This is a genomic window from Idiomarina sp. H2, from assembly GCF_004364275.1.
Classification (GTDB): domain Bacteria; phylum Pseudomonadota; class Gammaproteobacteria; order Enterobacterales; family Alteromonadaceae; genus Idiomarina; species Idiomarina loihiensis.
In genome coordinates, this window is the sequence record NZ_SNZY01000005.1 from 269,261 (window position 1) to 282,817 (window position 13,557).

At 47.9% G+C, this 13,557-nt stretch carries 11 protein-coding genes; 8 read left to right on the plus strand and 3 right to left on the minus strand.

Features of this window, described 5'->3' with window-relative positions:
* The 7 genes from DET62_RS08800 to DET62_RS08830 all read left to right on the plus strand — a co-directional run bounded on the left by DET62_RS08800 (position 1) and on the right by DET62_RS08830 (position 7,414).
* Entirely contained in the window at positions 1–1,041 is a 1,041-nt protein-coding gene (locus tag DET62_RS08800; protein ID WP_110014181.1) for an aldose epimerase family protein, read from the plus strand.
* A gap of 72 nt (positions 1,042–1,113) precedes the next feature.
* Entirely contained in the window at positions 1,114–2,046 is a 933-nt protein-coding gene (locus DET62_RS08805) for an ABC transporter substrate-binding protein (protein WP_110014182.1), read from the plus strand.
* A 26-nt stretch (positions 2,047–2,072) separates the two neighbouring features.
* Positions 2,073–3,584, plus strand: a complete 1,512-nt coding sequence (locus DET62_RS08810; RefSeq protein ID WP_110014183.1) for a sugar ABC transporter ATP-binding protein — start codon at positions 2,073–2,075, stop codon at positions 3,582–3,584.
* A 4-nt stretch (positions 3,585–3,588) separates the two neighbouring features.
* Positions 3,589–4,611 carry an ABC transporter permease gene (locus tag DET62_RS08815; protein ID WP_110014184.1) on the plus strand — a complete coding sequence of 341 codons (1,023 nt, stop codon included), beginning with the start codon at positions 3,589–3,591 and terminating at the stop codon, positions 4,609–4,611.
* Entirely contained in the window at positions 4,608–5,567 is a 960-nt protein-coding gene (gene yjfF / locus DET62_RS08820) for a galactofuranose ABC transporter, permease protein YjfF (RefSeq protein WP_110014185.1), read from the plus strand. The genes DET62_RS08815 and yjfF overlap by 4 nt, the downstream gene beginning before the upstream one ends.
* A complete protein-coding gene (locus tag DET62_RS08825; protein WP_110014186.1) occupies positions 5,560–6,441 on the plus strand; it encodes an SMP-30/gluconolactonase/LRE family protein in 882 nt (293 codons plus the stop codon). Before yjfF ends, DET62_RS08825 begins: the two co-directional genes overlap by 8 nt.
* Complete coding sequence (locus DET62_RS08830) at positions 6,434–7,414, plus strand: family 43 glycosylhydrolase (protein ID WP_110014187.1); 981 nt, start codon at positions 6,434–6,436, stop codon at positions 7,412–7,414. Before DET62_RS08825 ends, DET62_RS08830 begins: the two co-directional genes overlap by 8 nt.
* Before the next feature lie 10 nt (positions 7,415–7,424).
* Here DET62_RS08830 and DET62_RS08835 read toward each other — a convergent pair whose 3' ends face one another.
* The 3 genes from DET62_RS08835 to DET62_RS08845 form a co-directional block, all read right to left on the minus strand.
* Positions 7,425–9,785 (minus strand): glycoside hydrolase family 127 protein, encoded by a 2,361-nt coding sequence (locus DET62_RS08835; RefSeq protein WP_110014188.1) that lies wholly within the window; start codon positions 9,783–9,785, stop codon positions 7,425–7,427.
* 61 nt (positions 9,786–9,846) lie between these two features.
* Positions 9,847–10,794 carry a glycoside hydrolase family 43 protein gene (locus tag DET62_RS08840; RefSeq protein ID WP_110014189.1) on the minus strand — a complete coding sequence of 316 codons (948 nt, stop codon included), beginning with the start codon at positions 10,792–10,794 and terminating at the stop codon, positions 9,847–9,849.
* A gap of 27 nt (positions 10,795–10,821) precedes the next feature.
* The gene (locus DET62_RS08845; protein ID WP_110014190.1) at positions 10,822–12,198 is read right to left on the minus strand and encodes an MFS transporter; all 1,377 of its coding nucleotides are present in this window, start codon (positions 12,196–12,198) and stop codon (positions 10,822–10,824) included.
* 173 nt (positions 12,199–12,371) lie between these two features.
* Between DET62_RS08845 and DET62_RS08850 the strand changes: the two genes are divergently transcribed.
* Entirely contained in the window at positions 12,372–13,406 is a 1,035-nt protein-coding gene (locus DET62_RS08850) for an arabinan endo-1,5-alpha-L-arabinosidase (RefSeq protein WP_110014191.1), read from the plus strand.
* The last annotated feature ends 151 nt before the right edge of the window (positions 13,407–13,557 follow it).

The window sequence follows — 13,557 nt, forward strand, 5'->3', positions numbered from 1 at the left end:
ATGGCTTTGTTCATTACAGAAAGTAAAGAAGTGCACGCTGGCTTTAGCCAGCCTCTGCGCTTTTTTACGTTAAATAACAGCCAGGGTATGCAAGTTACTCTGGCTAACTTTGGCGCCAGCGTCCGTTCATTGAAAGTACCCGGAAACCAAGGCGTTCAGGAAGTTACCCTTAATTATCAGGACCCGACTCTGTGGTTGAAAAACCCTTACTACTTTGGCGTTATTGTTGGCCGTTGCGCTAACCGTATAGGCCAGAGTCAGTTTTCAGTCGATGATCAGAACATTCATCTGGTCAGTAATGAAGGCGAAAATCAGCTGCACGGCGGCCCGGAAGGGTTATCTTTCCGTTTTTGGGATACAGAGAGCAGGGAAGCAGCTGATAACGTTAGTGTCACATTCCATATTTTTAGTGCAGATGGTGACCAGGGCTACCCTGGTAACTTTAAAGCCGCGGTAACTTATTCACTGAATGAAAAGAACGAGTTGCTTATCGACTACCAGGCCACCACAGATAAAACATGCCCGGTCAATATGACCAGTCATATGTATTTTAATCTGGCAGGCGCGGGGTCCATTCTCGATCATGAACTGACTCTTCACGCTGGCCGCTACGTAGAAGTTGACAAAGAACTCATTCCTACTGGTCGCTTAATGGATACAGCAGATTCGCCTATGGACTTCCAACGGGCCAAAACCATAGGGCAGGATATTGCGAAAACCGAACAGGGCTATGACCATTTTTGGGTAGCGCGAGACGAGAAAAGCCGTACCTTGCAAAAAATGGCTAAATTACGAGATCCGGTTTCCGGACGTACAATGGAGCTGTTCAGCACAGAGCCAGGCGTTCAGTTTTACAGTGGCAACTTCCTGGACTCCTCGATACCCGGAGCTTCTGGTAAACCGTTACCACAATACGGAGGACTTTGTCTCGAGCCTCATATTCACCCCGATGCGGTAAATCAGTCCTCATTCCCTTCGGTCATTCTGTCCCCGGGGCAGAAGTATCAACAAAGCAGTCTCTATAAGTTTTCCAGCAGCTAAGCGGCGGCTGAAAACACAGCAACATGAATTTGCCCCAAATAATAAGTAAACAATAAGATAAAGGCGAAAAACATGAACATAAAGACATTAGCAATGATGTCGTTACTCCTGCTCAATCAGAATGCTATGGCTGAAATTGTGGTAGGTTTTGCTCAAGTTGGCTCAGAAAGCGGCTGGCGAACCAACTTTAGTAACGACATGCGAGAAGAAGCAAAACGGCGCGGCATCACGCTGAAATTTGCAGACTCTCAACAGCAACAAGCCAATCAAATTCGGGCGGTACGCACCTTTATTGCCATGCGGGTAGACGCCATTGTCATCGCCCCGGTAGTTGAAACCGGCTGGACACCCATTCTCCGCCAGGCACAACGCTCCGACATTCCAGTCATTATTCTGGATCGCAACATTCGCGCAGACGAAGACCTATACCTTACCCGCATTGCCTCAGACTTTGTTGAGGAGGGAGTGAAGGCCGCTCAATGGTTAGTTGAGAACGAACAGGACGAATGTCGAGTAGTCGAGCTGCAAGGTACCGTTGGTTCCACTGCGGCTATTGACCGGGGAACGGGCTTCAACAGCGTTATCAATAAACACGACAACATTACCATAGTACGGAGTCAGACTGCGGAGTTCACCCGCAACCGTGGTAAAGAAGTAATGGAAAGCTTTCTCAGAGCAGAAGACCCAAACAGCATCTGTGCCCTTTGGGCACATAACGATGAGATGGCGTTAGGTGCCATTCAGGCAATTAAAGAGTCTGGCCTTGCTCCCGGAGAAGATATCAAAGTGATTTCCGTAGACGGTATTCCGGACTATTTCCTGGCTATGGCTAACGGCCTGGCGAATGTCACCGTTGAGTTAGACCCGCATTTAGGTGCACCGACTTACGACGTTATTCAACGCTATTTAAAGGGCGACACGGACATACCAAAACTGATCCGTACCACTGGCGATGTTTACACTCAAGCCACTGCAGCTGAGGAATATCAAAAGCGAAGCCAATAGGCCGCCTTTGTCGTTGGGAGAAAATCATGCAACAAGAACAATCAGAAAAAGCGCTATTTGAACTCAGTAATATCAGTAAGCAATTCCCCGGAGTAAAAGCCCTGGATGCCGTTAATTTCCGCTTATTCCCGGGCGAAGTTCACGCGCTGCTGGGGGAAAATGGCGCCGGCAAATCCACGTTGGTAAAAATAATGACCGGCGTATTACCAAAAGACAGCGGAAGCATTCAGCTGCAGCAACAAGAAATAAGCCCGTCCAATACCGCAGAAGCCCAGAAGCTGGGAATAGCGCCTGTGTATCAAGAAGTGAATTTACTGCCGAACTTAAGCGTTGCCCATAACTTGTTCCTTGGGCGCGAACCGACGCGTTTCGGCTGCATTCGCTGGCAACAAATGGCGGAAGACGCCCGCCAGTTATTAAAGCGTTTCAAACTGAATATTGATGTCACAGAGTCTTTATCTCACTACTCCGTGGCCATACAACAATTAGTTGCTATTGCCCGTGGCGTTGCCATGAACGCTAAAGTTCTGGTACTGGACGAGCCCACCGCCAGCCTCGATAGCAGCGAAGTAGACACTCTTTTTGATATTCTGCGTCAGCTGAAAAGTGAAGGCATCGCCATTTTGTTTATTACTCACTTTCTGGAACAGGTCTATCAAATTTCTGATCGCATCACCGTTTTACGTTCCGGCAAGTTAATAGGTGAATACCCCATTGCTGATCTGCCGCGCAACCGCTTAATTGAAGCCATGCTGGGTCAGGAACTGCAACAGGTTACCGGAGAACAAACAGAGGCCACCGAGCCGACAAAACGTGAACCTTTACTGACGGTATCAAACGCCACTGTGCCGCACTCAGTCGATGATGTATCACTGACAGTCCATAAAGGTGAGGCCGTGGGCATGGCCGGCCTACTGGGGTCTGGTCGTACTGAGGTATGCCGCGCGTTATTCGGCATCGACACACTGAAAAGCGGAGAGATTAAAATACGCCAGCAGCCCGTTACTCTTAACCAGCCGGCAGACGCTATGCAGCAAGGCATTGCACTCTGCCCTGAAGATCGTAAAACTGACGGTATTATTGGCCCACTTTCCATCCGCGAGAATATCGCTCTGGCCCTTCAGGTGCAGGCTGGCTGGTGGCGCTATATATCACCGGAAAAACAAAGAACTCTGGCCAATCAGTACATTGAATCTTTTCACATCGCCACGCCCGATTCAGAAAAGCCGATTGAAGAACTCAGCGGTGGAAACCAGCAAAAAGTCATTCTTGCCCGCTGGCTGGCTATTAGCCCGCAGCTATTGATTTTAGACGAACCCACTCGCGGTATCGATATTGGTGCACACGCCGAAATCATTAAGTTAATTAAATCTCTGTGCGATGAAGGCATGTCGTTATTAGTGGCGTCATCCGAACTGGATGAGCTGGTCGCCTTTGCTAACCGTGTTGTCGTTATGCGTGACCACCGCAAAGTCGCGGAGCTACAAGGCGCAGAATTAACCTCTCAATCCATAATGCATTCGATAGCCGAGGTGTAAATCAATGAACACAGAAACATCACATTCTTTTACAGAGCGGCTGCTTAAATCACGCTACATCTGGCCCCTGGCCGCCCTGCTGTTAATGTTAATATTTAATTTGCTGCTGGACGCCTCATTCTTAGACATTCATTTTGATAACGGCCGTTTCTACGGTAACCCCATTGATATTCTCCACCGCAGTGCTCCGGTCGCGTTGTTAGCCATTGGCATGACAGTTGTAATTGCCACCGGCGGAATTGACCTCTCGGTAGGTGCCGTGATGGCCATTGCCGGAGCAGTTTGTGCCAATTTACTGGTGGCCACGGACGTCAGTCTGTTTACGGTTCTCGTGGCCGGTATCGCCAGTGGCTTGTTATGCGGCTTAATCAACGGCGCTCTGGTCAGTTATATGGGCATTCAGCCTATTATAGCGACGCTGCTATTAATGGTGACCGGTCGCGGCATCGCCCAGCTCCTTAACGACGGTCAGATAGTCACCTTTCAACATGCCGGTTTCAGCTGGTTGGGAAGCGGCACTCTGCTTGGCATTCCCGTCACTATATGGCTGGTGCTGCTGGTTTTTGGCATCAGTCAGTTAATGCTGCGGCGCACTGCATTGGGGCTTTTTGTCGAAGCCGTTGGCTGCAATTCAAGCGCCAGCCGCTACCTCGGAATTAATGACCGCACCGTAAAACTGATGGCCTATCTATTAACCGGGTTTTGCGCCGCGCTGGCCGGCATTATAAGCGCTGCCGATATCAACGGTTCAGATGCGAATAATGTGGGTTTGTGGCTCGAGCTCGATGCCATCCTGGCGGTGGTTCTCGGCGGTGCTGCGTTAAGCGGTGGGCGCTTTTCTATTCCCTTGTCACTAATTGGCGTACTCATTATTCAAACCCTGAACACAACCATTATGGTCAGCGGAATGCCCTCTAAACTTAATTTATTGATAAAAGCACTGGCAGTGGTGCTGGTATTGCTACTGCAGTCCGATATTTTCCGCAAGCAAATTAGCGGACTGGCCGGCAAATGGAGACACTCATGATTGCACGTCGATTTGTTCCCCTGCTCGCCACATTCTCTTTATTGGTGGTCATGTTTATTATTGGCGGTTTTCAGTTTGAAGGCTTCGCCAGTTTGCAGGTCGTTACTAACTTACTGACTGATAATGCGTTTTTATTAGTCGTCGCCTTAGGCATGACGCTGGTTATTCTTTCCGGCGGCATCGATTTGTCTGTTGGTGCTGTGGTCGCTCTAAGTGGCGTACTCTGTGCCGTGCTTATCAGTGAATATCAATGGCACCCGCTGCTGGTCTTTCCTTTGGTACTGGTTATCGGGACGCTGTTCGGTACTCTAATGGGCAGCCTGATTTACTTTTACAAGCTTCAACCTTTTATTGTAACCCTGGCGGGTATGTTTTTTGCGCGAGGGCTGGCAACCACCATTAGTGAAGAGTCCGTAGGCATTGATCATCCTTTATATTATGCCGTTGCTGATTCCGGCATTGCACTTCCCGGCAATGCCTGGCTCCCGAGTTACGCTATTATTGTTATTGCGGTATTAGCCGGGCTTTTTTTGCTCACTCACTACAGTCGTTTTGGCGGCTACATTTACGCTATTGGTGGCAATAGCCAGTCAGCAGCACTAATGGGCGTGCCTATAGCACGAAGTACTATTGGCATTTACGCCATGTCCAGTTTTCTGGCTGCTTTTGCAGGCATTCTCTATACCTTTTATACCTTTTCCGGCTATGCCTTAACCGGTATTGGCATGGAGCTCGACGCCATCGCCGCGGTGGTTATTGGTGGTACGCTGTTAACCGGCGGTAGTGGGTATATTTTAGGGACATTATTAGGGGTGATGCTAATGGGCATTATCCAGACCTATATTATCTTTGAGGGCACCTTAAATAGCTGGTGGGCGCGCATTGCTATAGGCTTACTGTTGTTCGTTTTCATTGCCTTACAGAAAGTTCTCAACCGGAGTTCTCAACGTGGATAATTGTCATTTTATAACCAGCATTGATGTGACTAACCGACTTGGTGAAGGCATTGTCTGGCATTCATTAACCAATACCCTGTGGTGGACAGACATTCACGGTTGCCAACTCTATTGTTACCACTGGCACACTAAAAAACTGGAAACCTGGAGCACACCGGAACGCCTGACTGCGTTTTCTATCATTGGCACAGAGCCCGTAAAAATGATGGTCAGTTTTGCTTCAGGTTTCGCCACTTACGAACCCGAAACACAGCAGGTTGAATGGATAGCCCGACCAGAACAAGAGCTTAACGGGCACCGTTTTAACGACGGTCGCACTGATCGCCAGGGACGTTTTTGGTCAGCCACTATGGTCGAACAGGACGAAGGCCTAAAAGGTAGCCTCTATCGTGTTGATGTAACTGGCTGCCATGCGGTGCTTGGAGGCTTCCAAATTCCTAACGCACTGTGTTGGAACCCGGAAGGCACGCGTATGTATCACGCAGATACGCCAACAGGGACTATTCGTCAGTATGACTTTGATCCATTAAACGGGGTTCCTTCAAACTCTCAAGTATTTGCTTCGGTTCCACAGGGCGAGCCCGATGGGGCAATTGTCGATGCGCAAGGCCGTTTATGGGTTGCTCTTTGGGGTGGTAATGGCGTGGCGCGCTTTAGTTCTGCTGGAAAACTCGAAGGTATACTTGAACTGCCAGTGTCGCAGCCTACCTGTGTTGCTTTCGGCGGCCCTAATATGGACATACTTTTTGTCACCTCCGCCACCGAAGGACTTACACCGGAGCAAAAGGCCAGCGAGCCGTTAGCCGGTTCTGTTCTTATCTACCAGACAGGCGCTCGCGGCCTGCCAGAACCTAAAGTGAATTATTATGACTAACTATCTGGCCTTACTCAGTTTACTTTGCTTTCCTTTATTCGCTGCAGCCGACGTGTTAATTCCACAGCGTGCAGACCCCTGGGTGCTCAAAGTTGACAGTAACTACTATTTTACCGCTTCAGTGCCAGAGTTTAACCGCATTGAATTGCGACGTGCCGAGTCGGTAGCAGGTTTAGCCGAAGCTGACGTTAAAACCATATGGCAGCAACGCGAACAAGGGGATATGAGCGCCAATATCTGGGCTCCGGAAATACACCGCATTGATGACGCCTGGTACATTTATTTTGCTGCAGGCCGAGCCGACGCTCCTTTCAATATAAGAACCTACGTTTTAGAAAACAAAAGTGAAGACCCACTCACTGGTGAATGGAAGGAACTTGGACAGTTACAGACCGCCTGGGACACATTCAATCTGGATGCGACACATTTTCGTCATAAGGGTACCAATTATCTTGTCTGGGCTCAGCATCATCCTAAATATGATTATAACTCTGCCCTTTTCATAGCAGAACTGATCAGCCCGACAAAAGTAGGCCCACAGACCAAAATTTCGGAGCCTGAATTTGAATGGGAAACGAAAGGATACTCGGTGAATGAAGGGGCTTCGGCGTTAATTCGAAATGGCCGTATCTTCCTGAGCTTTTCAGCCAGCGCAACCGACGAAAACTATGCTACCGGGTTGCTATGGGCTGATGCCGATGCGGACTTACTGGATGCCAGCACCTGGCAGAAGTCAGAGGAGCCAGTATTTTATACTAACCCAGAACTAAGACGTTACGGACCAGGACATGGCAGCTTTACCGTTGATAAAGATGATCGCGATTTAGTGATTTATCATGCACGCAGCTACCGTGAAATTGACGGTAACTCACTACATGATCCCAATCGCAACACCCGGGTTCGGTTACTGCGCTGGAGCGACGACGAGTTCCCTGACTTTGCGCAACAGGAACCCGATCTGAAACTCCAATAAGTTAAGGTGGCTAATCTACGGCGTGTTTTAGCAAGCGAACGCCGTAGATGCCACCAGCAATGCTGCCTTCATGTGCTTCAAAGCGTACTGTTAACGTACTTTCATCGTGCAACTTGTCAGGTAGCTCGTACTCGCGACTAAACAGCTTAGCCCCCTGCTCTCCCTTTAAGTGCACTCTGGTCAATCGCTCACCGTTAACCAAAACGTCAAACCGGCGACCGCTGTCGCCACCAAAGTAGGTCAGTCTTAATACTCTGGCCTGCCCTTCCGGGTTCTTCATTTCATAACTGAACCAGCCAGAGGCATCACGCCAGTGGTCGCCATTATTAACCCCCGCCTGAGTATCTTCCCCTTTGAAGTAATGATCCGCCTCAGGTTGCTGCTCGCCCGGTATTAAGCTGTCTACCGTCAGCTCTTCTAACTGTTGGCGCTCTTCACTCAACGACGACTGAGCGGCGCGGAATTGGTCGACCTTTTCTTCCGGGCTATAAGGCCAATACAGCATGTAACGCGAATCGTGCAGCCGGAAAAATGGAATTAACCGCGTACTGCCATTCTGTGCTGGATGCACCAGATCTTTAACCTCAAAGGTCAGTGGTTCACCGGGTACTGGTTTTATTTTGTCCAAAAAGTCAGGACTGTCGGCAACAAACATAGGCACAGACTCAAGCGGGCACTGCTCTCCCTGAGCAATGTGTCCCATGCGGCTATCGTCGGCGACAAAATTAAGCTGTTCGCCCGGCATTGGGTCGGTTTTCGCGGCCAGAACAATAGGCCCGAATAACACCGCATAGTAATCGCTTTTATCCGGCATTTGCTCTAAGGAAAGCTGCATAGGAAGCTTCAGTTCAACCTTATCACCCGGTTCCCAGTTGCGTTGAATGCTAATGTATTCCCCGGGTGACGCGCTTACCTCCTGCGCTTCGCCATTAACGCTGAGGCTCAGCTGATCCGCTTCCACCCATCTGGGGTAACGTAACTTCAGAGCCACATCAGTTTTTTGGTTAATGGTAATGCTAACGGAGTCGTCGTCCGGAAAGCGGGTGCTCATGGTTAAATCCAGTCCCCGCTCCTGCCATTGCAGACGTGAAGGAATAAACAGATTCACATATAAAGACTGTTCATCACTGGCATAAATCATACGCCCGTACTTGGCATGACTCTCAATACCCGAGCCAACACAGCACCACATGGCATCATGCACTGCAGAATAAACCCGGTAGTGATTCGGCCGCATAGGCGTGAAGTAAACCAAACCGCCACTTTGCGGATGCTGCGAAGATAAAATATGGTTGTACAGAGTGCGCTCATAGTAATCAATATAACGGGTTTCAGCACCGCGCTGATAAAGCAACCTGGACAGCTTGAGCATGTTATAACTGTTACAGGTTTCCGGCCCTTCAACGTCCTCAATCATGTCGCTGAAATCGTCACTGTCATGAAAGTGTTCACGCACACTGTTACCACCAATAGCAACAGTGCGTTTTTTGACAACATTCCGCCAGAAATACTCGGCGGCCTCACCATAAGCCTCATCACCCGCGACACCATGCACACGCTCAAAACCTACCACTTTTGGGATTTGGGTATTGGCATGCAGACCGTCCAGCTGGTCCTTATGCTGACTTAAAGGCTGTAAAATTTGCTGGTGGGAAAATTGCCGTGCCAGATGCAGGTATTTCTCTTCGCCCGTAATTTCATAGACATCGGCAAATACAATATTCAGTCCACCGTGCTCACTCACCAACATTTGCTGAATTTGTTCATCAGACAATTCACTGACTAATTCAATTGTCCAGTCTGTCAGAGCCAGCAACATCTGCAGCGCTTTCTCGTTATCTGTATAGCGATAAACGTCACGCAGTCCGGCATAGACTTTATCCAGGTTATACCAGGGAACCCATTTATCGTTCAGCACAAAAAGATCGGCATCAATATTACCAGCCTGAATTTCTTCCCACATGGCTTCACCACCTGGAATGCCACCTAAATAACCATTGCCATTAGCTTTCTGCACTTCTGCCAGTGAGTTCAGCATATACTGCAAACGCTGGTGTATTTCTTCATTGCCGGTTGCAGCATAAGTCAATGCTAACCCACTTAGGTAGTGTCCGCCTATGTGTCCACCCAAACCGTCGCCTTCCCAGTTACCGTAGCTTGGCTCTGGGCTCTCAATACCTGCCTGCTGGCGATAAGGTGCGAGCAAACGATCAGCATCCAGCTCAAGTAAGTAGTTTAGATTAGTATCCTGCGCGTGTTTAAAAGGGCTGGGTAACAAACTAACCTTCTGTAAAGGCACCGTCTCTACCGACTGACTTTGGGCATGGGAAAGGAAAGAAAGGGCAAGCAATAATGGAATAAGGTATTTCATAGTCAACTCCAAAAAAGACCCCGCTCGGGCGGGGTCAAGGGGACACTACTCGTTTTCGTTGTTACTCGTCTCTGGACGCTTTGCCAAAAACGGGCATGCCATCTTCATCCCAGCGTAAATGCTTCACATAAGTATGGCGGTTTGGATCCCACAATGGGTCACCTTCAATTTCAGTGTAAGTACGGGCATGGTAAACGAGCAGCACAGACTCATCGTCTTCGGCGACAGTAAAACTGTTATGTCCGGGACCGAAAACGTCATCTTTGGGTTCGCTTACTAACACAGGTTTTGTCGACTTATGCCAGCTGGACGGATCCATTAAATCGGCGTTTTCATCCGCCCACAATAGACCCATGGCGTAGTTTTCGTCGGTTGCGCTGGCAGAGTAAGTCACGAAGACTTTACCGTTACGCTGCAGCACCGCGGGTCCTTCATTTACCATAAAGCCTCGGCACTCCCACTCAAATTCAGGAATGGTCAGGCGAACAGGCTCTGACGACAGCGTCCATGGGTTCTCCATCGTCGCGATCAGAAGGTTAGAGTTACCCGGAATGTCTTTCTCTTTTTGAGCCCACATGTAGTAAAGCTGGCCCTTGTGAGTAAAGGTAGTTGCATCAAGACAAAAGGTATCAATACCCGTGTCTATCTGCCCCAGAAATTCCCACTCCCCAGTTAGCGGATTTTCGTCTTTACAGCGAATGGCGTACATACGATGCTGGAACAAATCATCTTTAATTTCGCGACTGGGAGCCGCGGCAAAATACACATACCAGGCGCCTTCATTGAAATGAATTTCAGGAGCCCAGATAAGCTCAGAATAAGGGCCGGTATCCGGCTTATGCCATACCGAGACCGTTTCAGCAGCAGCAAGCCCCTCTATAGTCTGCGCTCTTCTTAACTCTATTCTGTCGTAGGCGGGCACCGACGCAGTAAAGTAATAGAATCCATCGCTATGCTTATAAATAAAAGGATCAGCTCGTTGTTCTATTAAAGGTTTTAAAATTGACATATGCCCTCTATCGCTATTGTTAATACTTTATTTCTTTTCAGATTTTAACGTTGGAATAACCACTTCTTCGCCTTCTAACCCATCGGCTTTGATGGTCTTGAAGTAACTGTCTGTAATTTTATATTTAAACATCAGCATGCCTGTTAACGTATGGAATAAGCCCGGAACAACACTAAGCATCAGGGCAATGCCAAACAGCGCAAAGTCTGACTGTTCCTGGTCAGGAACGTAACCGAAAAAGGTCAGAAGAGACCCGACAATAAATCCAGCTAGCCCCATTCCCGCTTTTTGCGCAAAAGAAATACCACCAAAAGCAAGACCCGAAACCCGTTCACCGGTTTCATGGTGACCGTAATCGACAGACTCTGATATAGCTGACCAGAAGACGGGAGCATGCAAATCAACCACGAAAGACACAAGAAAATACAAGACAAAAGCCATGACAACGTCGTTAGGGTTAACGAAAAAGAACAACATGACACTTAATACACCAACGGCTACCTGGCTATAGCGAAACAACTTTACTTTGCAATAGCGCTTAGTGATCCAGGTAGACGCTATCATAGCGAGTAATGCGGCTATCACCCCTGTCGCCAGGAACATTGATAACAGAGTACTTCCTCCCCCGAGATAATACTTAGCATAGTAAGCCGCGACAGAACCACGAATGACATAACCTATAGTTCCCAGAACACAGGCGCCCACCAGAACTTGCCATTGGTCATTTTTTAACAGGACTTTAAACTGCTGCCACAACGATTTCGGGTTAATTTCATGACGTACCCGCTCTGTTGTTGTAAAGAAGCAAAACAGGAAGAGTATTGTTGCCATTAAAGCCATTAGCCCCATAGCAAACTGATAGCCCTGAGCTTCCTGCCCTTCGCCCCAGCGCGCCGCCAAAATAGGTACAATAATAGTGACCAGAAACGCCGCTATTTTCGCAAAAAACAGACGATAACCGTTGGCAGACAAGCGGTCTTTAGGGTCGTTGGTCAGCACCCCAATAAGCGAGATGTAAGGGATAGTGACCGCCGTCGTCATGATAGTCATGAAGATATAAGTGGAATATGCCCACACTAACTTGCTGGCGTAGTCTAAATCAGGCGTGGTAAATGTCAGGAAAACAGAAATGCCAAAGGGAACGGAGAAGAATAAAAAATAAGGACGATAACGTCCCCAGCGAGTATCCACTTTGTCCGTAATAACCCCCATCAACGGGTCGGTGAAAGCATCTACAAACCGGACTAAAAGTAAAAGTAGCCCGACATCTTCAGGTTTTAGACCGAAAATATCGGTGTAGAAGAAAGTTATAATGAGCATCATGGAGGATATGACGACGTTTACAGCCATATCCCCAGAGCCAAAACCAACCTTCTCCAGCGTTGTTAATTTTTGTGTTTTCACACATCCCCCGTCCGGCACATCATTATAAATTTGTTATCGAATTTTTTGATTGGTCATATTGTATTACTTATAAGTGGGTGTCAAGATACCTGACAGTAGGTAATTCAGTTTACGTTAACGTAAATAATTTTCTTATAATTAAAGCGTACATAGATAAATAAGGGGTTCCACCTATGCCTAAAAACAATTCAGTTAAGTGGCTTAGCGCACTGGCCATCTCAGCTTCTATCAGCCTGAGTTCCTTCGTCAATGCAGAACAAGTGAGTATTCACGATCCGGTCATGGCTAAAGAAGGGGATACCTATTACCTCTTTTCCACCGGCCCTGGTATTACGTTTTATAGCTCAGACGATATGGAAAACTGGCAACATGAAGGACGCGTTTTTGCCGGCGAACCCGAGTGGGCTAAAGAAGTTGCACCAGAATTTGGTGGTCACTTATGGGCTCCGGATGTTTTTCACCACAATGATCAGTACTACCTGTATTATTCTGTTTCACAATTTGGCGAAAATACTTCTGCTATTGGCGTGACAGTGAATAAAACTTTAGACCAAGACTCTTCTGAGTACGAATGGGAAGACAAAGGCATTGTCGTTCAGTCGGTACCTAACCGTGACCTCTGGAATGCAATTGATCCGAACATCATTATTGATGACGACGGTACGCCCTGGATGAGTTTTGGTTCTTTCTGGGCTGGTATGAAGCTGGTAAAAATGAAAGATAACCTGACCGAGATTGCCCAGCCCGAAGAGTGGTATACCCTGGCTAAACTCGACCGACCCGCGTTTACACCTGACGCTGAAGCCGGACCTGCTGAAATTGAAGCGCCCTTTATTTTCAAGCATAACGATTACTACTACTTATTCGTTTCCTATGGAAAATGCTGCCGGGGAGCAGATAGCACCTACCATATGGCCGTTGGTCGTTCAAAAGATGTAAAAGGCCCTTACCTCGATAAAGACGGTGTCGATATGGCGAAAGGTGGTGGCTCTATCGTGCTGAAGGGTAATGACGAATGGTACGGCGTTGGTCACAACAGTATTTATAATTTTGGAGACACTGATTATTTAGTTTTTCATGCTTATGAAGCCGCCGATAATGGATTGCAAAAGCTAAAAATAGCCCCGGTTAACTGGTCGGATGGGTGGCCAGAAATCGATAAGTCGGTACTTGAAAACTACAAAAGTGAGCTCATAAAAGAAGACTAAAATCAGCCTGACATCCTATACAGGGAAGCGTTTTGAGGAGTTAATCAACTCTGAAAAAGCTTCTCTTATTTTTGCTCTGAAAAAATCAGTTAACGTAAACGTCAACTGATTTTTTTTAACATTAGGGTTGCAACGGTTAAATACTGGTCAT

Excerpts from the sequence above, each read along its gene's own strand:
- DET62_RS08840 (WP_110014189.1), bottom strand. The coding sequence starts at position 10,794 with ATGTCAATTTTAAAACCTTTAATAGAACAACGAGCTGATCCTTTTATT.
- DET62_RS08810 (WP_110014183.1), top strand. The coding sequence starts at position 2,073 with ATGCAACAAGAACAATCAGAAAAAGCGCTATTTGAACTCAGTAATATC.
- DET62_RS08805 (WP_110014182.1), top strand. The coding sequence starts at position 1,114 with ATGAACATAAAGACATTAGCAATGATGTCGTTACTCCTGCTCAATCAG.
- DET62_RS08850 (WP_110014191.1), top strand. The coding sequence starts at position 12,372 with ATGCCTAAAAACAATTCAGTTAAGTGGCTTAGCGCACTGGCCATCTCA.
- DET62_RS08815 (WP_110014184.1), top strand. The coding sequence starts at position 3,589 with ATGAACACAGAAACATCACATTCTTTTACAGAGCGGCTGCTTAAATCA.
- DET62_RS08800 (WP_110014181.1), top strand. The coding sequence starts at position 1 with ATGGCTTTGTTCATTACAGAAAGTAAAGAAGTGCACGCTGGCTTTAGC.
- yjfF (WP_110014185.1), top strand. The coding sequence starts at position 4,608 with ATGATTGCACGTCGATTTGTTCCCCTGCTCGCCACATTCTCTTTATTG.
- DET62_RS08835 (WP_110014188.1), bottom strand. The coding sequence starts at position 9,785 with ATGAAATACCTTATTCCATTATTGCTTGCCCTTTCTTTCCTTTCCCAT.
- DET62_RS08830 (WP_110014187.1), top strand. The coding sequence starts at position 6,434 with ATGACTAACTATCTGGCCTTACTCAGTTTACTTTGCTTTCCTTTATTC.